Genomic DNA, 20,928 nt, shown 5'->3' with positions numbered 1-20,928 from the left:
GGGAGTCATCGATGTCATTCACCGAACCCGCAGGACGACAGGGCAGCCCCGAATACCGCTGGCCGCAGGACAAGGACGAGCCCTGGCAGGCCCGGGCCGCCGCCATCGACGGCGACGTGGCGCAATACTTCCTGGTGAGCGCACGCTGCGGTTGCTTCATGCAGGCGGCCCGCAGCCTCAACGTGCGTTCGACGTTGCTGCGCAAGCAACTGGCGCAGCTGGAGCAGCAACTGCAATGCGCGCTGTTCAGCTTCCAGGGCAGCGCCTTGAGCCTGACCCGCGAAGGCCAGCAGTTGCAGGCGCGGTTGGTCGCCCTGGCCCACGAGCGGAAGCTGCCGGTGGTCGAGCAGCCGCTGGTGCGCCTGGCCGTGGCCGAGTCGATCCTGCACGACATCCTCGGCCGTGACCTGATCGCGCTGCTGCGCCGCAACGCCAGCGTGCGCCTGGAGATCATCTCGGTGGACAGCGAACTGGCGCTGCGGGCGGTGAGCGCCGACGTGGTGCTGTGGCTGGCCCCCGGCGACAGCCCCCATCCCGGCCCGACCTTCGCCACCGACGAACCGCAGCGCCTGGCGTCCCTGGACTACCTGCCGCATATCGCCAAGCGCTATTCGCGGGTGACGGCGCGCCCGGACACCCTCGACGACCTGGCCGACTTCATGCTGGTGCAGTGGCGCCACGACCGTCAGATCGACGGCTTCCGCCCCTGGAACAACCTCGTCGAACAACGCCTGGCCGGGGTGGTGCAGATGCAGTCCTACGAGCTGATGCTGGAGATGATCCGCTGCAGCGCCTGCATCGGTCTGCTGCCGATGTACATGGGCCGTTTCGACCGTGGCCTGGTGGCGTTGCCGGGGCTGTTCGACGAGCCGATGCGGTTGCAGGTTTGGCTGGCGGTGAATGCCGAGTCGCAGGAAGCGGCCGAGGTGCAGGCGCTGGCCGGACTGATCCGGCACACCTTCAGCGAGCGGCAGGAGTGGTTCCAATAGCCTGATGCCGGATCAGATCAATTGTGGCGAGGGAGCTTGCTCCCGCCGGGCTGCGAAGCGGCCCTCGCTTTTTCCTGCCTCACCGTGTGCGGCGGCTTCGCCACCGAGCGGGAGCAAGCTCCCTCGCCACAGGCAGTGGAGGCGGTTTAGAGTGGACGGCCACGCAACCGATCCAGGAGGGATCCGCCATGCCTGACGACAACGTCGCCATCCACCTCGAACGCTTCAGTGAATCCCATGTTGAGGGCGTCACCGCGCTCTACAACGATCCGGCCGTGGGCCGGCAGGTGCTGCAGATGCCGTTCCAGTCCAGCGAGGTTTGGCGCCAGCGGTTGCTGGCGGACAACGAACGGGCGGTGAAGTTGGTGGCGCTGCATCAGGGCGCGGTGATCGGCAACCTGGGACTTGAAGCGTACTCGCGGATGCGCCGCAGCCATGCCGCCAGTTTCGGCATGGCCGTCGCCTTGGCGTGGCAGGGCAAGGGCGTCGGTTCCCGGCTGCTCGCGGCGGCGCTGGACGTCGCCGACAATTGGATGAACCTTCACCGGGTCGAGCTCACCGTGTACGCCGACAACGAAGCCGCCATCGGCCTCTACCGCAAGTTCGGCTTCGAGACCGAAGGCCTGTTCCGCGACTACGCCGTGCGCGACGGGCAGTGGGTCGACACCCTGAGCATGGCCCGCCTGCGCCCCAAGGCGTGACTCAGTCGTCCAGGGCGAACGCCACCGCCGCCTGCGCATGCAGCGCGGTGGTGTCGAGCAGGGGCAGGGCGCTGTGCTCGGGCTTGATCAGCAGGCCGATTTCCGTGCAGCCGAGGATGATCGCCTGGGCGCCCCGGGCGTGCAGGGACTCGATCACCCGCTGATAGGTCTGCCGCGACGTTTCGCTGATCACACCGACGCACAGTTCGTCGTAGATGATCCGGTGCACCGCACGGCGTTCGGCCTCGTCCGGCACCAGCACGTTCAGGCCTTGGGCATGCAGCCGCTGCTTGAGGAAGTCCTGCTCCATGGTGAACGCCGTGCCGAGCAGGCCGACGGTGTTGGCGCCGATCTCCAGGGCCGCGTGGGCGGCGGGTTCGGCGATGTGCAGGAAGGGAATGCCGATGGCCGCCTGGATCGGCTCGGCCACCTTGTGCATGGTGTTGGTGCACAGCACCACGCATTCGGCGCCGCCGGCCTCCAGCCGTCGTGCGGCATCCACCAGGATCGCCGCCGCGTCGTCCCAGCGCCCGGCGTGCTGGGCCTGTTCGACCGGGCCGAAATCCACGCTGTGCATCAGCAGCTGCGCCGAACGCAACGGCCCGAGCCGGTCACGGACTTGCTGGTTGATGAGGCGATAGTATTCGGCGCTGGATTCCCAGCTCATGCCGCCGATCAGGCCGATGGTGCGCATTGGATGTCCTCAGGCTGTGGCCTGTGCGGACACGCCAGGCCTGAGGGGAGTTTCCGGTGGTTCGGCGGCGGACGCCAGCGCAAATCAACTGTAGCGCTCATTCAGTTGCAAAGTGTTGTGCAGTGGCGTGCGCCGTGCTCACGGGGTCACTGCCTGGTCGGCCGCATCATAGGAAAACGATGAGTCGACGCCCGGCGTGGAGGGCGGCGTCAGCCGGATGATCGGCACGAGGATCTTCGGATCGGTCGAGTTGTAGTAGTCCCTTTGGTTGTACTGGGCTTCGGCCAGCCCGGCGTTGGTGCCGCCGTAGATGTAGAAGAAAGCCATGAGCGGGAACTTGTTCGGCGGGAAGCTCTGGGCGCACGACTTGGCAGGGTCCGCCGACAGCGGATCGCACCAGGTCCTGATCAGGATCTCACTGTGTTCGTTGACCCCGGACACCCCGGCGAGCGCCCTGGCCCGCACCGACTGATAGAAGGCAGGCCCGGCCAACTGATTGCGATCGTCCGAAATGTCGAAACCGCACTGACGCTGGTTGGGGGTGCCCCCGGGGATTGTCCAAACGGCGTACCACTGTTCTGCCGTGGTCACGCCGGCGTCCTGACAGAGCTGGCTTTGTTGAGGATAGCTGGGGTGGGCAACGCAGACGGAGGTCGAAGACCGGCTCCACGTCCACGCGTCGTAAGGATAAGAGCAGAGGTAATTCAGGTCATATTTATCGGCGGGTGCTTCGAAGATCGGATAAACGATGTATCCGTTATTGTTTCCCCAGGCCAGCCGGCCGAAGTTGGCATCTGCCCGCAGATAGGAAAACGACACCCCCCCGCTCCTCACCGACGTAGGGCTCGGATCCCAGACCTTGTACTGATTGTTGGGATCCTTGACCGTCACCCGCAACGTCACCCCCGAGCAGAGGAACGCCGGCTGCGAGTCGGACTTGTTGCAGTTGGGGAATTTGCGGCTGTAGAGCGTGTTCAACTGCGTGGCGATGGCCGGACCGTCCAGCACCTGGCTGCCGCCGGTGTTGACGCTGAAGGTCGCCGGCGGTTGCGTCGCGACTTGCGAGCAACCGGCCAGCAGGACGAACAAGAACATTCCGATGGCTTTGCGCATGATTTGCTCTTTAATCCGGTTGGGCACTTTTGTGTTCCGTCTGGCGCGTCGCTAGATCGTCACCCGCAGATACCAGGAAAAGATGATCGGCTCGCCAGTGCCGACCCGGTGCAGGGTGTAGTTGAACAGGCCGGCCTTGCCCCGGTTGTTGCTGATCCAGGCCGGCGGCACGGCGACGTCGGTGTAGTCGGGCCGGGTGATGTCGAACTCGCTGCTGTCGTAGCGGGTGGTGCCCACCGTCAGGGAAATGCGCACCGAGTAGGGCGCCTCCAGGGCGGGGTAGTAGGCGCGCAGGTTCGTCTTGTCGGCGTTGAGGGTCGGCTCGCGCAGCAGGTGCTTTTGTGCGGTGACGTTGATGTGCAGGTTTCTCGACGGAATGTCTTGCTGGGTGCCCGGCAGCCGCACGGTATAGGAGACTTCCGCGCCGCTGGCGATGCAGTCGACCACTTCCGTGCGGGGCACCCGGAAGGTCAGGGTCTGGCCTGCGGCGGTGACGGTCTGGACTCCGCTGCCGTAGGTCGAGTTGCGCCCCACCCAATACACCTTCACGGTCTGCCCCGGCGCCGAGCCGGTGTAGTTCACCTCGACCGTGGCGTGCGGGGCCTCGTAGAAGTCGCGTGCGAAATTCAGCACGGTTCCGTTGGCGTCCTTGGCCTCCAGCACTTTCGGCGGCTTGAGGTCCAGTGCCGGTGTGCGGACGTGCACGTCGATCTCGGTGGTCGCGGACCAGACCGCCAAGGGGCCCGAGGTGTTGCCGATCTGGTCGGTCACACGGTACTTGAGCTGGAACCTGGGGTTGTCCTGCCAGAACGCTTCGGCGAACAGGGTGATCACCACGCTGCCGGCCGCCGCTTGGGCGGCGGTCACGGTGTGGGTCGTCTCACGGCTGTCGGCGCTCAGGGTGATGACATCGCGTTCGCGCAGGTGGATGTAGCGCAGGGTGACGGCCACCCCTTGCGCCGCGCGCGCGGCATCCACGCCGTTGGCGATGACATCCGCCGGCAGGGTCATGAGCAGGTTCGGGTTGTTGCCCGTGCCCGCGACCTCGCCGCCGGGGCGCGGGGTGTGGAAGAGCGCCACCAGCGCTTGCGAGGTTTCGGGGACGGGTTGGCTGATGCGGGTGACCCGCAGGCGCAGGCGGTTGATCCCGTTGCGCAGGAGAGCGGCCGGCAGGTTCAGGTCGAAGCGCAGGTTTTCTTCACCCGTCTGAATGGTCTTGCTGACGGCGGCGGTGGCCGATTCATTGAGCAGCAGCTCGGCGAAGTCGAGCGGTGTCATGTTCAGCCAGGGGTCGCACGACACACGGAGCGTGCCGTCGCTGATGAGCGACAGCGCAATGCCGCCGTCGGGGGCCTCAGGATGAATCACCGGAACCGTCAGGCCGGGAATGGCGGGGCGGTTGATGGCCAACAGTTGATTGTCGTTGTTCGGCGTGTTCATGGTCGCGCTCCTGTCGTGCCGATATCGCGTTGACGAGTCAGCGATATCAAACACCCTCAGGCGCAGTCGGGCACCTGTCAGATCTGACAGGTGCCCGCTCGAAATACGCAGAAAAGACCGCCGTCGGTCGTTTTCCGGATCTGTGCAAAGAAGTGGGAGCCCGCCTGCCGGCGACGGCGATCTGTCTGACGGACCGATGCCGATGCCGGCTTCATCGCGGGCAGGCTCGCTCCCACAGGGTCACATGTCCATGTTGACCCAGCCCGGCTTGGCCTCCTCCGGTGCCACGGCCTTCACGGTCTTGCCGGTGGCCTGCTCGACCCGTTGCGCCACTTCCGGGTCGTCGGCGAACGGGGTGAGGCTGGCGTCGTCGAGGCTTTGGGCGGTTTCGTGGCGCAGGCAGTACTCCACCGACAGCCACAGAAACACCACGCCCAATGCATTCAGCAACATCTCGAACATGGCCGGCTCCTTGCCTAGGCGATCTGCGCGTCGCGGTGGGCCAGCGCCACGTCCGCCACCCGCACGGTGCGCCACACGTTGTAGGCCATCAGCAGCATGCCGCTGAGGAAGAACACCCCGCCGGCGAAGCGCACGATGAACCCCGGATGGCTGGCCTGCAGCGCTTCGACGAACGAGTAGGTGAGCGTGCCGTCCTCGTTGATCGCGCGCCACATCAGGCCCTGGGTGATGCCGTTGACCCACATCGAGGCGATGTAGAGCACGGTGCCGATGGTCGCCAGCCAGAAGTGCAGGTTGATCAGCGGTGTGCTGTGCATGCGTTCGCGGCCGAACACTTTGGGCACCATGTGGTAGGTCGCGCCGAAGGTGATCATCGCCACCCAGCCCAGCGCCCCGGCGTGAACGTGGCCGATGGTCCAGTCGGTGTAGTGGGAGAGGGCGTTGACGGTCTTGATCGCCATCATCGGGCCTTCGAAGGTCGACATGCCGTAGAACGCCAGCGACAGCACCAGGAACCGCAGGATCGGGTCGGTGCGCAGCTGATGCCAGGCCCCGGACAGCGTCATCATGCCGTTTATCATGCCGCCCCAGCTCGGCGCCAGCAGGATCAGCGACATCGCCATGCCCAGCGACTGGGCCCAGTCGGGTAGGGCGGTGTAGTGCAGGTGGTGGGGGCCTGCCCAGATGTACAGGGTGATCAGCGCCCAGAAGTGCACGATCGACAACCGGTACGAATACACCGGCCGGTTCACCTGCTTGGGCACGAAGTAGTACATCATCCCCAGGAACCCGGTGGTCAGGAAGAAGCCCACCGCGTTGTGGCCGTACCACCACTGCACCATGGCGTCGGTGGCGCCGGAGTACACCGGGTAGGACTTGAACCAGTCCACCGGGATCGACAGGTGGTTGACCACGTGCAGCATCGCGATCACCAGGATGAACGCGCCGAAGAACCAGTTGCCGACGTAGATGTGCTTGGTCTTGCGCCGCACCACGGTGGTGAAGAACACCACGCCGTAGGCCACCCAGACCACGGCCATCCACACCGCGCCGGAGAATTCGATCTCGGCGTACTCCTTGGTGGTGGTGTAGCCCATCGGCAGGGTGACGAGCATGATCACGATCACCGCCTGCCAGCCCCAGAAGGTGAACGCGGCGAGCCGGTCCGAATACAGCCGCACCTGGCAGGTGCGCTGCACCGCGTAGTAGCTGGCGGCGAACTGCGCGCTGCCGGCGAAGCCGAAGATCACCAGGCTCGTGTGCAGGGGCCGCAGGCGACCGAACGTGGTCCACGGCAGGTCGAGGTTCATGTCGGGCCAAACCAGTTGCGAGGCGATCCATACCCCCATCGCCATGCCGACCACACCCCAGAAAACGGTTGCGATGACAAATTGGCGGACGACCTTGTAGTTGTAGGCCTGTCCGGTTGCTGCTGTGCTCATGGTCGATTCATCCACGGTTGCAAAGGCTTGCCGAACCACCCGGCCCGGCATGCGCTGCACTGTAGGAACCCTGCCGAAAACAAAACAGGCTCAGGAATCTTTCATTTATGCGGATCAGATTTCAGGGCTTCCTGCGGCCATCTGCCGCGCTCTGATATGGTTTTTATGGTTTCAGGTGAATCTGTAACGGCCTGCGCCGTTCGGCCATAGTCGTTGAAAATTTGTGGGAGCGGGCTGGTTCGCGAATGCGGTGTGTTAACTGACACACCGCATTCGCGAACCAGCCCGCTCCCACAGAAAAATCCTGATGAGGTAGCCGATGTATCAGTACGACGATTACGACCGGGCGCTGGTGTTCGAGCGCGTGGCGCAGTTCCGTGACCAGGTCGCGCGGTTCCTGGCCGGCGAGTTGAGCGAGGAGGAGTTCCTGCCGCTGCGCCTGCAGAACGGCCTGTACCTGCAAAAGCACGCGTACATGCTGCGGGTGGCGATCCCCTACGGCACCTTGAGCGCCAGGCAGATGCGCACCCTGGCCGGCATCGCCAGCGACTACGACCGGGGCTACGGCCACTTCACCACCCGGCAGAACATGCAGTTCAACTGGATCCGGCTGGAGGAAGTGCCGGACATCCTCGAACGCCTGGCGCAGGTCAACATGCACGCGATCCAGACCTCCGGCAACTGCGTGCGCAACATCACCACCGAAGCCTTCGCCGGGGTGGCGGCGGACGAGCTGATCGATCCGCGCCCGCTGGCCGAGATCCTGCGGCAATGGTCGACGATCAACCCGGAGTTCCTGTTCCTGCCGCGCAAGTTCAAGATCGCCATCTGCTCGGCCAGGCAGGATCGCGCCGCGATCATGATGCACGACATCGGCCTGTACCTTTACCCCGGCCGGGACGGCCAGATGCTGCTGCGGGTGATCGTCGGCGGCGGGTTGGGGCGCACGCCGATCCTGGGCCTGCAGATCCGCGACGGCTTGCCGTGGCAGCACCTGCTGTCCTATGTCGAGGCGGTGCTGCGGGTCTACAACCGCCACGGCCGGCGCGACAACAAATACAAGGCGCGGATCAAGATCCTGGTCAAGGCCCTGGGCATCGAGGCGTTCGCCAAAGAGGTCGAAGCGGAATGGCAGCACCTCAAGGACGGCCCGGCGCAACTGACCGACGCCGAGTACCAGAGGGTCGCCAGTGCCTTCGTGCCGCCGACCTATCGCACGCTGGCCGGCACCGACCTGGACTTCGGCACGCATTTGGCCGAGAGCCCGGCGTTCGCCCGTTGGGTCGCGCGCAACGTGCAGCCGCACAAGGTGCCGGGCTACGCCAGCGTGGTGCTGTCGACCAAGCCGGGCGCGGCCGCCGCGCCGGGGGACGTCACCGGCCAGCAGATGCTGGCGGTGGCCGATTGGTCCGAGCGTTTCGGCTTCGGTGAGATCCGCATCGCCCACGAGCAGAACGTCGTCCTGCCGGACGTGCCCAAATTCGCGCTGCACGCCCTGTGGCTCGAAGCGCGGGAGCGGGGGCTGGGCAGCGCCAACGTCGGCTTGCTCACCGACATCATCGCCTGCCCCGGCGGCGATTTCTGCGCGCTGGCCAACGCCAAGTCGATCCCGGTGGCCCAGGCGATCCAGGCCCGCTTCGAAGACCTCGACTACCTGCACGACCTGGGCGACATCAGCCTGAACATCTCCGGCTGCATGAATGCCTGCGGCCACCACCACATCGGCAACATCGGGATTCTGGGCGTCGATAAGAACGGCAGCGAGTGGTACCAGATCACCCTCGGCGGCGCCCAGGGCAAGCACAGCGCGCTGGGCAAGGTCATCGGGCCTGCGTTCAGCGCCGCCGAAGTGCCGCAGGTGATCGAGCGGATCATCGCCACCTTCGTGCGCTACCGCGAAAGCGAGGAGCTGTTCGTCGATACGCTGGCGAGGATCGGCCTGGAACCGTTCAAGGAGCGGGTCTACCCCAAGGCGCTGGAGGCGACGGCATGAACAATCTGTTGCGGCTGGAGGAGGGCGGGGCGCGGATCGTGGCGGACGACCCGTGGACACTCGTGCGCGAGCCCGCAGGCACACGGCCGGCGGGGTTGCTGATCCTGCCGCTGGCCCACTGGCTGGAATCGCCCTCCACCCACGCGGTGTGGCTGGGCCCGGACGACGAGGTCGAAAGCCTCGTCCCGTGGCTGGCCTCGCTGCCGCTGATCGCCCTCGACTTCCCGAGCTTTCGCGACGGCCGCGCCTACAGCCAGGCCTACCTGCTGCGCAGCCGCTTCGGCTGGGTCGGCGAACTGCGGGCCATCGGCGACGTGCTGCGTGACCAGCTCAGCCACATGCGCCAGTGCGGCTTCGACAGCTTCGCCGTGCGCGAGGACAAGTCCGCCGAAGACGCGCTCAAGGGCCTGGCCGGGATGAGCGTGCAGTACGGCCGCTCGGCGATCGAACCGCGGCCGCTGTTCCGGCGGCGCTGAGGAGTGCAGAAAAACCTGTGGCGAGGGAGCTTGCTCCCGCTGGGCTGCGCAGCGGCCCCATTCAGGTGAGTGCTTGCGCACTCAAGCGGGAGCAAGCCACAAGCCCCAGCAACCCCTGCACAGGGGAAACCCCTAGAACCGCCTTCAATCGGGGATTTTTCCTTGGGTCGGTGATGGCCTTTTGGTAGAGTCCCACGCGCCAGCGGGTTTTCGGCTGGACGACGGAACGAAGAAGGGAGTCTGTTTGTGGCTGCGGGCAAAAAAATCCTCGGCCTCACTGCGTTGCTTTTGATGCTGACGCTGTGGGCCAGTTACTTTTATGTGTTCAACGAAAACCGCGACGGCCAATTGGGCGGCGCCGGCGACAGCCGGGCCTGGTGCGGCACGCCGCCGTCCGGCGAGGCGGCGTTGCTGGGCAAGGACCAGTTGACCCTGCGCATCACCAACAACCTGCGCGGCGAGTTCATGCTCAGCGGTTCGGTGGTGGTGTCCGAGCGCACCTTCAACCGCTACGACCTGGGCCGCAACGAACTGCGCCTGCGCCTGGAGCCGCTGCAGTGGTCTTACGGCGTGACGCCGATCTTCCTCGAACAGGTGAAGGTCCTGCCGCTGAGCCGCAATCTGTCGGCGACCGACAAGAGCGCCTTCGCCGAGCTTGAGTCCCGTCCCATCGGGGTTCAGGGCCAGGTCGCCGGGTTCCCCTTCGACACTTACCGCTACGGCTACAAGCCGGTGCTGTATTACCTCAAGGGCAACGAGCGCATCGATCTGCGCTTCAAGAACATCACCACGCAGATGGAGATGTCCAACACCTTCACGCCGATCCAGAAGTACAACCGCGTCGAGTACATCAACGAGAAGAACTCGATGATCCGCGATGAGGACTACAAGGCCTACACCCCCCACGAGTGCGCCTTCAGCGTGGAGCGCAAGGGTTCGTTCAAGGTGGTGGTGCTGTTGCTCCTGCTGATCCTGTGCCTGCCGCTGATGCACGTGTTCTACCGCGACGAGCCGGGGATCGACTTCCTCGCCACGCTGGTGGGCATCGCCGTGGTGCGCACGGTGCTGGTGGGGCCGGTGAAGGATTTCGAGCTGTACAACATCGACTTCCTGTTCGGTGCGGCGATCCTGCTGGTGGGGTCGGTGTCGCTGATCAAGGCGATGAAGGCCCACAGCCGGCGGGAGATGGCGTTGAGGAGCGGGGCGACGTCGTCCTGGTGATGCCCGTGGCGAGGGAGCTTGCTCCCGCTGGATCGCAAAGCGATCCCAGACCGAACCTGCCGCTGCTGCGCAACGGAGCGGGAGCAAGCTCCCTCGCCACTCATTTCAGGGCCGGGTCGCCGGGGTTCAGTTGCCTCCAGCCCTGCATGACGGCCTGGGCCTTGGGCTCCTGGCCGCTGTCGAGGTAGAACTGGATCAGCGACAGCCGCGCATTGCGGTTCGCCGGCTGTGCCTTGAGCACCCGTTCCAGCTGTTGGCACGCCTCATCCTTCTTACCGCTCTCATGCAGCGCCACCGCCAGCACATAGCCGTACTGGGCGTTCTGCGGCTCCAGCCTGGCGGCCTCGCGCAGCGCCGGCATCGCCTCGGCGGCCTTGCCTGCGCGGATCAATGACAAGCCCCGGGCGTGCTGCAGCAAGGCGCTGTCGGGATGTTCCTTGAGGCTGGCGTCGAGCTGCGTCTGCGCCTCTTGCCCTCGACCGTTGGCCTCCAGCCACTGCACCAGCGTCACCTGCGCCGGATGGAAGTCCGGATCGCGCTTGAGCGCCGTGCGCAGCAGCCCTTCGACCTCGCCGCCGCGGCCGCTGGCCTGGTACAGCAGGGCCAGGTTGAGGTTGGCTTCGGCCCGCTCGGCGAGGTTTTTCTGCACGTCTTCGTACTCGGCGATCGCCGCGTCCCATCGGGCCTGCGCGCTGCCCAGGCCGGCGCGGGCGCTGGCGAGCAGATCCCTGGCCGCCGCGATGCGCACGGCCTTCACCGGATCGGCCAAAAGCGGTGCCAGCAGCGGGGCGCGCTCCGCCGGCGGCACGAACGCGCTGACCGCCCGCACGGCGCTTTCGCGCACTTGAGGGGCGGAGTGCTTGAGATCCAGCGTCGCCCGTTTCAAGGCCTGTTCGCTCGGGTACAGCGGCAGTTCCGCCAGCAGGGTCGCCCGTTGGATCGCCGGCAGGTTGCTGCGCTGCAACTGTTCCTGCAACGCCTGGGCGGCGCCCGGCAAGCCGTTGCGGATCAGCCGGAGGCTTTCGTCGTAGCGCGGCGCCTGCGCAGCGCTGGAGGCGTTCCACTGCCTGAACTGCGCCGTGACCTTGTCGCCGTCCTTGCCCTGGTGACAGTTCAGGCAGGCATCCGGCGTGCCGAGGCGGGCGGCCCGCTCGGGGTTCGGCAGGCTGAAGCTGTGGTCATGGCGAAAGTCATTGCCCATGTAGAACTTGCCGGGCATGTGGCAATCCACGCACTGCGAGCCGGGCTGGCCCATGGCGTGGCGGGTGTGTTCGACGGAATCGTAGCGCTTGGCTTGCAGCCCCTTGCCGTCCACGCCCTCGACCGGTGTCTTGCCTGCCGGGTTGTGGCATTGCAGGCACACGCCGTTGCCGGGCGCCTTGAGTTCACCGCTGTGAGGGTTGTGGCAGTCGCTGCAGCGCACGCCCTTGTCGAACATCTTGCTCTGGGCGAACGAGCCGTGCTCGAACACCTCGTCCTTGATCTTGCCGTCCAGGGCATAGAGTTCACGGGTGAGCGCGCTGGGCAGGTAATCGTCCATCAACCGTTTGCCGACGGTGTAGCCGTCGCCCAGCGGCGCGCGGCGGGCATGGCAACGGGCGCAGGTCTCGATCTCGACGGTGGCGTTGCGGTCCTTCAGGTCCACGGCGAATCCGGCGTGGATCAGGTCGCCTTTCTGCGCGGCCCATTGCAGATGGTTCGACGCCGGTCCGTGGCAGGCCTGGCAGCCGACGCCCAGGCTGTTCCATTGGCTGGCGAAGGTGTCGGACGCGGCATCGAAGTTGCGCCTGTAGCCGGTGGTGTGGCACTCGATGCACATGAAGTTGGCGTTTTGGGCAGGCTTGCTCCAGTGCAGCGGGTTCTTGAAGTCCACGCCCTGGCCGGGGTAGAGGTGGAACCAGCGCCGCGCCTCGGTATCCCAGGCCACGCCGAGGGCTTGCAGGCGGCCGTCGCCGACCTCGATCAGGTACTGCTGCAGCGGTGCGATGCCGAAGGTGTAGGCGACCTTGAAGTCGGCGTTGCTGCCGTCGCCGCCGGGCGCGTTGACCCAGAACCCGTCGCCCTTGCGCATGAAGCGGGTGGTTTCCTGCCCGGCCTTGAAGCGGGCGTCGTTGAAGTCGCCGAGCACGGTGGCGGCGGTCGCCGGCTGCATCGCCAATTGATGGTGGGAGCCTTGCCAGTCCTTGACCTGTTCGCTGTGGCAGCCCTGGCACTGTTGCTCGGCCACGAACGTGGCCGGCTCGTCGGGCTTGGGCGGAGCAGGCGGAAGGACGGCCGAGGCCGCAGGCGCAGGCCGGACCGTCGCTGGCGTCGGCGCCGGGCTGAGCAGGAACCAGCCGATGGCCGCCACCGTCGCCAGGAGCAGGCCGATGATGGCAGGAAACAGAAGACGTGAAATCAGGTTCGGTGAGGCATCGGGCTGCATCGGCGCCGTTTTGTTCTTTGGCTTGGGCATCGCGGCTTCCGTGATCCAGGTGCATGGGCCGTCTGGTGCGCGTTCAGGCTTGATGCAGCTTTGTCGCAGGCCGGGCATCTGTCAAATGCCGGAGCCGAACCCGAGCGAATGTTGCGCTCGGCGAAAGCAAAACGTGCGGTTTTAGCTATACCTGTAACTCCCCTCAAGCAATATTTTCCGGCCTTCTGACAGGAGTTACAGACATGAAGCTTGCATTGATGATGAGCACCGTGTGCGTCGCTGCGCTTGCCGTGACGGGGTGTTCCAGCAAAGTCGTCGAGCCGGATCAGTACTCCGGCTTCCTCAAGGACTACAGCCAGCTGAAGGAAGCCAAGTCGCCTTCTGGCGCCACGGTGATGCGCTGGGTCGATCCCAAGCTGGACATCAACAAGTTCAGCAGCGTCTACATCGAACCGACGCAGCTGTACCCCAAGCCGCAACCGACCGCGAAGATTCCGCAGCAGACCCTCAACGGCATCACCGGCTATTACGACCAGGCGCTCAAGCGTGAGGTCGGCAAGTCGCTCCCGTTGGCCAACGGTCCGGGGCCTGGCGTGATTGTGGTGCGGGCTGCGATCACCGCCGTGAGCAGCAAGACCGAAGGCCTCAAACCCTATGAAGTGATCCCGATCGCCCTGGTGGCCGCGGCGGTCAGCACCGCCAGCGGCATCCGCGACCAGGAGACGACCTTGGCCACGGAGGCGGTGTTCCTTGACGGCGGCACCAACAAGGTGGTCGCCCAGGTCGTGCGCAAGGGCACCGGCAAGCCGCTGGAAAACGACGCGCAGGTCATGAAGGCCGACGACGTGAAGGCGGTGATCGACGGCTGGGCGGCGGACATGCACCAGTCCTACCTCAAGCTCAAGGCCCGCTAGGGTCGCCGGGCCGGATCAACCGTCGGGGTCGATCCGGCCTTCGGTTTTCAGAAGCTGGCCCGGGCCTGGCGGTTGTAATGGCTGAGCAGGGCGTCGTAGCTGCGGTTGACGGCGTAGTAGTCATCGCTCAGGCGTTGCGGCGCGGCGCGCTCGCGCCAGTCCTTGTGCAGCGTGTTCAAGGCGTTCAGGTACTTCTGGGCAGGCGCGTCGATGCGCTCCCACAGTTCCCGCGCGTCATCGTCCTTGTTGCGAAAGCCTGGGCCGCGCAGGCCGAGGAAAGGCTTGCGCCGGTCCCAGGCCTGCTGCAGGTCCGCGGTGGTGTCGGCCACCGCCTGCGGGGTGAGGGTGCGGTGCTTCATCCCGTCGTCCAGCCGGTCCAGCGTGTCCCGGGCCTGGATCATGTAGGCCAGCAGATGCCAGTGGATGTCCTTGCCCACGCGCTGCTCCAGGCGCTTGAGCTGCTCGGGCCGCTGCGCCTTGTCCAGCGTCAGGACGTCTGCCCGGAGGGTCGCCGAAGCGCTGGCGTAGTCGTCTGCGGCTGTCTGGATCTGCGCGGCGTATTGTCCGGCGTCGGACGGAAATTCCGGCTTGCTGTCGAACCGGTTGGTCGGCGCCCACGCCGCCGCCCGGTGCAGCGCATCGGCGTAGTCGCGGGCCTTTTGCGCAAGCGCAGGCCGGTAGGCCAGCAGCCCGAGCTTGGCGTCCATGCCGCTCAGGCATACGTCCCTTTGCAGTTCCTGCACGTTGAACAGGTCTGCATCGGCGAATTCCTGCCGGTCGGCGAACCATTTGCCGATGGGCACCGGCTCGGGCTCCGGGTGCTTGTAGCGGTCATAGGCGAGCCGCCAGTGCACGTCGACCCGATTGATGCAGGCGATGACCGGGCTCAGCGCGTTGGCCTGCGCCGTGACCGGCGCGTCGCGGGAGTCCAGCCACAGGTCGAACTCGATGATCGGCGTGGTCGCCGCCGACAGCCCCATCACGATGGCCGCCACCACCAGGCCGATGGGGAACAGTGTGTTCGCATTCATGGGCGCGCCTCCTTGGGATACCACTGTTCGACGGTCGCCGGTGCGCCGCAGCCTTCAGCGCTCGCCGGCAAGCGGCTGCACAGCCGTTCCGCCCAGGGCTGCAGACCCTGATTGCGGTTGACGACGCCTTGGCTGGCGAACACGCTCAGCACCCCGAGGATCACGGCCAGCACCGCCGCGCCGACGATGGTCAGGCAGACCGTCAGGGCCGGCCCGGATTGCTCCCAGGAGGCCCGGGGCTTGACCTGCCGTCGGCGCACCAGCCCGACCGCCGCCAGCGTCGTGGCGTAGACGGCGCCGGCGATGGGGCCGAACAGCCAACAGAGCCCGGCCACCAGGACGGCACCGGGCGCCAGGTCGCGCAACACGCCGAACAACGGTGCGTGCGCCGCGAAGCGCGGAGACAGGCGCGCGCTGAGCCGGTCATCCAGCAGCCAGTGTCGGTGGGCGAAGTCATGCACCACCCAGTGGAGCCCGGCGGTTATCACGGCAAAGCAGACCGATGACGTCATGAAAATGTTGAACAGCCCGCCGCCGCGTATGCCCTGGGGAATGAAATGGGCGAACGTGCCGATCAGGCAGGCCAGCACGATGGCCGCATAGGGCGTCCAGTCGTAGGCCTGCTCCCAGTCGCGCCAGAAGAACGCGGTGCCGCCGGGCATCTGCGCGCAGACGTCGCGGTGATTGGCGTACAGCTCCGCGCTCAGCTTGCGGCACTGTTCCCAGTCCGCTTCGCGCAGGCGCCTGGCCAGTGCGCGGCGCTGGCTGAACGGGCCGCTTCCCAGCAGCAGGCGTGCGGCGCGATGGGCCGGCGTGGCGGCCGGCTCCAGGGCGAGTTGCCGCTGGTGGGCCAAAAACAGCGGTGCATCCTGGCGGGCCAGCAGGCGCCGCCATTCGCTCTCGGGACACGGGTTGGCCGGACCTGTCCGCCAGCCCTGGACGGCGCACACGCGCTCGAAGGCAGCCGGCAGCCAGTGAGGCGTATCCAGCAGCGCCTGGCTCAACAGCAGGTTGAACCATGGCCGGTTCTGTTCGGCGGTGAGCCAAGGGAATTGCGCGCAACGGTCGAAGGCTTGCAGAAAGCCTTCGCTGTCTTCCCGTTCGAGCGCTTCCAGCAACGGTCGGGCGACGCGCTCGCGTTGGCGGGCCAGCAACAGCTTGATCGATTCTTCGTCCAGCTCAAGGCGTTGCCAGGCACCGAACCAGTGAAAGGTGCGCACCGCCCAGTCCACCAATGCGTCGCAGGACTCGGGCTGTTCGATGCAGTGCTGCAGCACGGTGTCTTCCAGGATATGCGCGCAGCCCTGTTCGAGGGCCACGGCATGGCGCCGCTCAAGCTCGGTGACGCTCAGGCCTTGCACCGGGCGTATCGCCAGTTGCAGCGCATCGGCCTCGACCACGGTCAGGCCGCTCAAGTCCCAGTCGCTGGCGTCCTCCGGGGGCGGCGCCTCGGAACGCTCCCATTCCTTGAAGTGAAGGGCCTGTTCGTAGGCATCGCGCAGTTGCTGGAAGCCCTCGGGGTCATCGTCGGGGCGGGTCTGCTTGAGCAGGACGGCATATTGGCGCTTGATGGTGCGCACATCGGCGTCGGCCGTGAGGCCAAGGACGGTCCAGCAACTCATTGCGATGACAACTCCATAAGAACAGCGACGCGCCCAGATAGTGGCATTGTGATGGTGCGCACCCTACCTGTTTCCCGCGCAAATGTCCCTTGCCGCCGTTCAATCGCCGACGAACCAGCGGAAATACGGATTGCCCCCATCGCCGCGCATCACGTCGCGGATGTCCCGTCCCCAGGCCTCGCGGTCACCGTCGTAGGCATGCAGGCTCGCCCGGTAGAACAGCATCAGCCGCTGTCGGTGGGCCTCCATCCGGTCCATGAAGCCGGCATCGGCATTGCGCAGCGGCGGCGCGCTGTGCAGCTCCAGCAGCGCCGGCAGCACCCGGGTGATTTCTTTGGTGCGCACCCACGGCGCGTACTCGATGCGCGGCCGGTCGTCGGTCACCGCCGGCGCATCGGCGGCGAAGCGCTCAAGCCCGGCGCGGTCGGTGACCCAGGTCGACAGCAAGGCCGGCGCCGAGCCGATGCCGACCTCCTGCAAGGTGCTGCGCACGCTGTCCTGTTCCAGGCGCCGGGTGATTTTCGCCGCGTCCAGTTCGATCGGTTCGAGGGCGCCCACCAGCAGCATCTCGTGGAATTCGCTGGTCCATAAGGTGGCGTAGGGGAACACGTCGAGGAAGCTGCGCACCAGTGAGCGGGTGTCGTCGATGTTCTGGGTCGGCAACGGCAGCCATTGGGCGACCAGGCCTTTGCCTTCCAGACGGCTCGCGGCCAGTTGGTAGAAGTCCCGGGAGTACAGGTTGACCACCCCGGCGGCGGAGGGCGGCGGCGGTTCGAGGGTGATCAGGTCGTAGGCCTGCGGGCTGCGCAGCAGCTCCTGACGGCCGTCGCGCAGGCGCACGTCGACGCCGGGGTCGGCGGCGGCATTGAAGTTGCCCTTGAACAGCGGCGCCGCCTTGATCACCGAAGGCAGCAGCTCAGCGACGACCCGGTGCTCCAGCCCCGGATAACGCAGCAACGCGCCGGCGGTGATGCCCGTGCCGAAGCCGATCACCAGCGTCGAGCGCGGTTCGCCGTTATGGATCAGCAGCGGCAGCAGCGCCTGGATCCGCATGTAGCGCAGCGACGGCATGGCGTCGCCGGTGTTGGACACGCCTTGAATGTAGAGGCGCCGGAAAGCGTTCTGGCCCTTGCCCTGGGTGACGACGGCGACGGTGCCGCCCCGGCCTTCCTCGTAGAACGCCAGCGTGCCGCTGCGCGCACCGGGCAGCAGCGCCGCGAGTCTGTCGGCGGGGATCAGCAGGGCCAGCGCGACGGACACCAGCCCCAGCGCGACCACGGCGTGCCGGCGGCCTTTCTTGACGTGGTGACCCTTGCGCACCGCCAGCCAGCCGACGGCGGCCGCCACGACGGCCAGCAGCCCCAAGGTGCGGATCAGCCCCAGCCACGGGATCAGCACGAAACCGCAGAGCATCACCCCGACAATGCCGCCGAGCGTGTTGAACGCCACCACCGCACCGACGTCCCGGCCGATGTGGCCGGGACCGACGCTCAAGCGCAGCACCAGCGGAAACGCCGCCCCCAGCAACAGGGTCGGCACGAACACGATGCTCACGGCGGCCACCGCGAAGCGGGCGCACATGCCGGCCAGTTCGCCGGCGCCCAAGGTCAGCAGCCAGATTTCGGCCTGCGTCTGCGCCGTCACCAGCCAACGGCCCAGCAGGGCGAACTCCAGCAGCGCCACCAGCCCGGCACCGGCGATCAACAGGCCGAACACGCCCCACGGATCGCGTATGCGCGCCACCCGGCGGGCGAGCAGGGCGCTGCCCAGGAACAGGCCGGTCAGGTAGGTCGCGAGGACCACGGCGAAGGCATACGTGCGGGTGCTCATGAACGGCACGATCGATTGCGACCAGACCACTTCATACCCCAACGCCACGCCCCCGGCGATGGAATACAGCCACAGGGCGGTGCGGTCCGGGACGACCTTGTCGGCATGGGGTTTGGCGGGCATCTCGTCCGGCACCGGGCACCGGCGCAGCCACCACAGCGCACCGGCGGCGGCCAGCAGATTGAGCATCGCCGCCGCCAGCGCGCTGCCGCGCACGCCCAGGCTGGCGATCAGCACGAACGCGGCGAGCAGGGTGCCGGCGATGGCGCCCAGGGTGTTGGCCGCATACAGCTGGCCGCCGGCCTTGCCCGGATCGGCCGGCAACGCGCGCACCAGCACCGGCAGGGTGCCGCCCATCAACACGGCCGGAAGGCCGACCAGCGCGAACGGCAGCAGCCAGGCCGCCAGACCGATGTGCTGTTGCAGCCAGGCGAAGGCCGGGGCGCTCAGGCTCAATGCGAAGGTCGCGCCGACACCGGTCGCGGCCACCAGCACTTCAAGCCCGGCGTACAGCGACACGGGTGCGCGCAAGCGGTCCGCCCAACGGCCGAATGCCCAGCCGCCGAGCGCCAGGCCGGCGAAAAAGGCGCTGATGCCGGTGGTGATGGCGTAGACCTCGACGCCGACCACCAGGGACAGCTGCTTGATCCACAGCACCTGGTACACCAGGGCGGCGGCGCCGGAGAGGCACAGCAGCAGGGCCGGGATCGACAGCGCGGGGGCGCGGGCGACGGCGAGGGTCGGGGTTTTGCTGGCGGTGCGTGTGGGCATGCGCGGGCCTTGATCGGGGTTGGACATGTCGGAGACCGTGCGGGCCTCTTCGCCAGCAGGCTGGCTCTCACAGAGGTTTCGGGTGAATGCAGCCTCTGTGCTCACCGCAGAACCCTGTGGGAACCAGCCTGCTGGCGAAGGGCGCCGACGCAGTCTCCCGTGAATGGGGGCCGCCCGCCGCAACGGGCGGGCGGCGGTCCGGCGGCGTTACTTCGCGGCCTTCATTTTTTCGGCGATTTTCTTGTCCACTTCCTCACGCACCTGGTCGATGCTGAAGCTCGCCGGGCGCTGGCTCGGCGGGTACTCGACGAAGGTCTGCAGGAACGCGGCAGAACGGCGGATGGCGTCGAAGATCAGGTAATCGTTCTTCGCCAGCCAGTCGAAGTACTGATCCGACACGACGTCGGCGCGTTCATACGGGTCCATGCGCAGGTTGAAGATCTTCGGCACGCGCAGGCAGGTGAACGGTTCGCTCCAGACCTTGAAGCCGCCCGGTGCGCGCTGCTCGCAGAACACCACCTTCCAGTTGTCGTAGCGCATGCTCACCAGTTCGCCGTCATCGTTGAAGTAGTAGAACTCGGTGCGGGCGCTCTTGTCGGTCTTGCCGGTCAGGTAGTCGAGCTGGTTGTAGCCGTCCAGGTGCACCTTGAAGTTCTTCCCGCCGACGTCCGCGCCCTTGAGCAGGCGCTCCTTGATGTCGGTGTCGCCGACGGCGGCCAGCAGCGTGGGGAACCAGTCCAGGCCGGAGAACATCTGGTTCGACACCTCACCGGGCTTGACCTTGCCCGGCCAGCGGATGATCGCCGGCACCCGGTAGGCGCCTTCCCAGTTGGAGTTCTTCTCGTTGCGGAACGGCGTGGTCGCCGCGTCCGGCCAGGACCATTGGTTCGGCCCGTTGTCGGTGGTGTAGACCACGATCGTGTTGTCGGCGATCTTCAGGTCGTCCAGGGTCTTGAGCAGTTTGCCCACATCGCCGTCATGCTCGAGCATGCCGTCGGCGTACTCGTTGCCGGGCATGCCGCTTTGTCCCTGCATGGACTCGCGCACATGGGTGAAGGCGTGCATGCGGGTGGTGTTCATCCAGACGAAGAACGGCTTGTCCGCCTTGGCCTGCTTCTCGATGAACGCCTGGGCGGCGGCGGTGGTTTCGTCGTCGATGGTTTCCATGCGTTTCTTGTTCAGCGCGCCGGTGTCCTCGATCTTGCCGTCGGCGAAGCTGTGGATCACGCCGCGGGGGGAGGCGGCCTTGACGAAGTCGGCATCGTTCTTCGGCCAGTAGGGGCGCTCCGGCTCCTCCTCGGCGTTGAGGTGGTAGAGGTTGCCGAAGAACTCGTCGAAGCCGTGGTTGGTGGGCAGGTACTCGTCCTTGTCGCCCAAGTGGTTCTTGCCGAACTGGCCGGTGGCGTAGCCGTGGGCCTTGAGGGCCTGGGCGATGGTCACGTCCCTGGCCTGCAGGCCGACCGGTACGCCCGGCATGCCGACCTTGGACAGGCCGGTGCGCAGGGCCGACTGGCCGGTGATGAAGGTCGAGCGGCCGGCGGTGCAGCTGTTCTCCGCATAGTAGTCGGTGAACATCATGCCTTCCTTGGCGATGCGGTCGATGTTCGGCGTCTTGTAGCCGACCACGCCCATCGAATAGGCACTGATGTTGGTCTGGCCGATGTCGTCGCCGAAGATCACCAGGATGTTGGGTTTGTCCGCCGCTGCGGCGGTTGCCGACAGCGCCATCACCGATGTCGCCACCACGGCGAGCCTCGGTATCCACTTGCGTATGCGAGTCATGTGACTTGCTCCTTTTGCGCGGGGGTGGGGT

General features: G+C 66.4%; 16 protein-coding genes. 6 read left to right on the top strand and 10 right to left on the bottom strand.

All coding sequences use genetic code 11. The features are described from left to right. The first annotated feature begins 11 nt into the window (after nt 1-11). Together ACIP0B_RS05125 and ACIP0B_RS05120 are read left to right on the top strand one after the other, a co-directional pair. Nucleotides 12-989: a LysR family transcriptional regulator gene (locus tag ACIP0B_RS05125; RefSeq protein ID WP_400830271.1), complete on the top strand. Its 978-nt coding sequence runs from the start codon at nt 12-14 to the stop codon at nt 987-989. 188 nt (nt 990-1,177) lie between these two features. After that, complete coding sequence (locus tag ACIP0B_RS05120) at nt 1,178-1,690, top strand: GNAT family N-acetyltransferase (protein WP_400830270.1); 513 nt, start codon at nt 1,178-1,180, stop codon at nt 1,688-1,690. Nucleotide 1,691: 1 nt separating this feature from the next. Here ACIP0B_RS05120 and ACIP0B_RS05115 read toward each other — a convergent pair whose 3' ends face one another. The 5 genes from ACIP0B_RS05115 to ccoN all read right to left on the bottom strand — a co-directional run bounded on the left by ACIP0B_RS05115 (nt 1,692) and on the right by ccoN (nt 6,841). After that, nucleotides 1,692-2,384 carry an aspartate/glutamate racemase family protein gene (locus ACIP0B_RS05115; protein WP_400830269.1) on the bottom strand — a complete coding sequence of 231 codons (693 nt, stop codon included), beginning with the start codon at nt 2,382-2,384 and terminating at the stop codon, nt 1,692-1,694. A gap of 138 nt (nt 2,385-2,522) precedes the next feature. Then, nucleotides 2,523-3,497: a halovibrin HvnC gene (locus ACIP0B_RS05110; RefSeq protein WP_400830267.1), complete on the bottom strand. Its 975-nt coding sequence runs from the start codon at nt 3,495-3,497 to the stop codon at nt 2,523-2,525. Nucleotides 3,498-3,548: 51 nt separating this feature from the next. Continuing rightward, nucleotides 3,549-4,937 carry a hypothetical protein gene (locus ACIP0B_RS05105; protein WP_400830266.1) on the bottom strand — a complete coding sequence of 463 codons (1,389 nt, stop codon included), beginning with the start codon at nt 4,935-4,937 and terminating at the stop codon, nt 3,549-3,551. A 240-nt stretch (nt 4,938-5,177) separates the two neighbouring features. Continuing rightward, nucleotides 5,178-5,399 carry a cbb3-type cytochrome c oxidase subunit 3 gene (locus ACIP0B_RS05100; RefSeq protein ID WP_400830265.1) on the bottom strand — a complete coding sequence of 74 codons (222 nt, stop codon included), beginning with the start codon at nt 5,397-5,399 and terminating at the stop codon, nt 5,178-5,180. A 14-nt stretch (nt 5,400-5,413) separates the two neighbouring features. Then, entirely contained in the window at nt 5,414-6,841 is a 1,428-nt protein-coding gene (ccoN, locus tag ACIP0B_RS05095) for a cytochrome-c oxidase, cbb3-type subunit I (protein WP_217892270.1), read from the bottom strand. Between the two features lie 319 nt (nt 6,842-7,160). On the opposite strand from ccoN, the gene ACIP0B_RS05090 reads away from it, so the two are divergent. From ACIP0B_RS05090 to ACIP0B_RS05080, 3 genes are all read left to right on the top strand, one after another. After that, on the top strand, nt 7,161-8,834 hold the full coding sequence (locus ACIP0B_RS05090; RefSeq protein WP_400830263.1) for a nitrite/sulfite reductase: 1,674 nt from the start codon (nt 7,161-7,163) through the stop codon (nt 8,832-8,834). Next, nucleotides 8,831-9,310, top strand: a complete 480-nt coding sequence (locus tag ACIP0B_RS05085; RefSeq protein ID WP_400830262.1) for a DUF934 domain-containing protein — start codon at nt 8,831-8,833, stop codon at nt 9,308-9,310. The genes ACIP0B_RS05090 and ACIP0B_RS05085 overlap by 4 nt, the downstream gene beginning before the upstream one ends. A gap of 246 nt (nt 9,311-9,556) precedes the next feature. After that, entirely contained in the window at nt 9,557-10,531 is a 975-nt protein-coding gene (locus ACIP0B_RS05080) for a hypothetical protein (protein WP_400830261.1), read from the top strand. Nucleotides 10,532-10,631: 100 nt separating this feature from the next. Here the strand turns inward: ACIP0B_RS05080 and ACIP0B_RS05075 are convergent, their stop codons facing one another. After that, on the bottom strand, nt 10,632-12,986 hold the full coding sequence (locus tag ACIP0B_RS05075; protein WP_400830259.1) for a tetratricopeptide repeat protein: 2,355 nt from the start codon (nt 12,984-12,986) through the stop codon (nt 10,632-10,634). Nucleotides 12,987-13,189: 203 nt separating this feature from the next. On the opposite strand from ACIP0B_RS05075, the gene ACIP0B_RS05070 reads away from it, so the two are divergent. Then, nucleotides 13,190-13,861, top strand: a complete 672-nt coding sequence (locus ACIP0B_RS05070) for a DUF3313 domain-containing protein (protein ID WP_400830258.1) — start codon at nt 13,190-13,192, stop codon at nt 13,859-13,861. 47 nt (nt 13,862-13,908) lie between these two features. Here ACIP0B_RS05070 and ACIP0B_RS05065 read toward each other — a convergent pair whose 3' ends face one another. The 4 genes from ACIP0B_RS05065 to ACIP0B_RS05050 all read right to left on the bottom strand — a co-directional run bounded on the left by ACIP0B_RS05065 (nt 13,909) and on the right by ACIP0B_RS05050 (nt 20,897). After that, nucleotides 13,909-14,892 (bottom strand): DUF3829 domain-containing protein, encoded by a 984-nt coding sequence (locus ACIP0B_RS05065; protein ID WP_400830256.1) that lies wholly within the window; start codon nt 14,890-14,892, stop codon nt 13,909-13,911. Beyond that, nucleotides 14,889-16,514, bottom strand: a complete 1,626-nt coding sequence (locus ACIP0B_RS05060) for a J domain-containing protein (protein WP_400830254.1) — start codon at nt 16,512-16,514, stop codon at nt 14,889-14,891. Before ACIP0B_RS05060 ends, ACIP0B_RS05065 begins: the two co-directional genes overlap by 4 nt. A gap of 99 nt (nt 16,515-16,613) precedes the next feature. Further along, nucleotides 16,614-19,115: a fused MFS/spermidine synthase gene (locus tag ACIP0B_RS05055; RefSeq protein ID WP_400830307.1), complete on the bottom strand. Its 2,502-nt coding sequence runs from the start codon at nt 19,113-19,115 to the stop codon at nt 16,614-16,616. Nucleotides 19,116-19,322: 207 nt separating this feature from the next. After that, nucleotides 19,323-20,897 carry an arylsulfatase gene (locus ACIP0B_RS05050; protein WP_400830253.1) on the bottom strand — a complete coding sequence of 525 codons (1,575 nt, stop codon included), beginning with the start codon at nt 20,895-20,897 and terminating at the stop codon, nt 19,323-19,325. Between the last annotated feature and the right edge of the window lie 31 nt (nt 20,898-20,928).

The sequence above is a fragment of the Pseudomonas sp. NPDC089534 genome (assembly GCF_044749305.1).
GTDB classification, from domain to species: Bacteria; Pseudomonadota; Gammaproteobacteria; order Pseudomonadales; family Pseudomonadaceae; genus Aquipseudomonas; species Aquipseudomonas ekonensis.
This window is presented reverse-complemented; position numbering and strand designations above follow the sequence as displayed.

Excerpts from the sequence above, each read along its gene's own strand:
- ACIP0B_RS05125 (WP_400830271.1), top strand. The coding sequence starts at position 12 with ATGTCATTCACCGAACCCGCAGGACGACAGGGCAGCCCCGAATACCGC.
- ACIP0B_RS05120 (WP_400830270.1), top strand. The coding sequence starts at position 1,178 with ATGCCTGACGACAACGTCGCCATCCACCTCGAACGCTTCAGTGAATCC.
- ACIP0B_RS05115 (WP_400830269.1), bottom strand. The coding sequence starts at position 2,384 with ATGCGCACCATCGGCCTGATCGGCGGCATGAGCTGGGAATCCAGCGCC.
- ACIP0B_RS05110 (WP_400830267.1), bottom strand. The coding sequence starts at position 3,497 with ATGCGCAAAGCCATCGGAATGTTCTTGTTCGTCCTGCTGGCCGGTTGC.
- ACIP0B_RS05105 (WP_400830266.1), bottom strand. The coding sequence starts at position 4,937 with ATGAACACGCCGAACAACGACAATCAACTGTTGGCCATCAACCGCCCC.
- ACIP0B_RS05100 (WP_400830265.1), bottom strand. The coding sequence starts at position 5,399 with ATGTTCGAGATGTTGCTGAATGCATTGGGCGTGGTGTTTCTGTGGCTG.
- ccoN (WP_217892270.1), bottom strand. The coding sequence starts at position 6,841 with ATGAGCACAGCAGCAACCGGACAGGCCTACAACTACAAGGTCGTCCGC.
- ACIP0B_RS05090 (WP_400830263.1), top strand. The coding sequence starts at position 7,161 with ATGTATCAGTACGACGATTACGACCGGGCGCTGGTGTTCGAGCGCGTG.
- ACIP0B_RS05085 (WP_400830262.1), top strand. The coding sequence starts at position 8,831 with ATGAACAATCTGTTGCGGCTGGAGGAGGGCGGGGCGCGGATCGTGGCG.
- ACIP0B_RS05075 (WP_400830259.1), bottom strand. The coding sequence starts at position 12,986 with ATGCCCAAGCCAAAGAACAAAACGGCGCCGATGCAGCCCGATGCCTCA.
- ACIP0B_RS05070 (WP_400830258.1), top strand. The coding sequence starts at position 13,190 with ATGAAGCTTGCATTGATGATGAGCACCGTGTGCGTCGCTGCGCTTGCC.
- ACIP0B_RS05065 (WP_400830256.1), bottom strand. The coding sequence starts at position 14,892 with ATGAATGCGAACACACTGTTCCCCATCGGCCTGGTGGTGGCGGCCATC.
- ACIP0B_RS05060 (WP_400830254.1), bottom strand. The coding sequence starts at position 16,514 with ATGAGTTGCTGGACCGTCCTTGGCCTCACGGCCGACGCCGATGTGCGC.
- ACIP0B_RS05055 (WP_400830307.1), bottom strand. The coding sequence starts at position 19,115 with ATGCCCACACGCACCGCCAGCAAAACCCCGACCCTCGCCGTCGCCCGC.
- ACIP0B_RS05050 (WP_400830253.1), bottom strand. The coding sequence starts at position 20,897 with ATGACTCGCATACGCAAGTGGATACCGAGGCTCGCCGTGGTGGCGACA.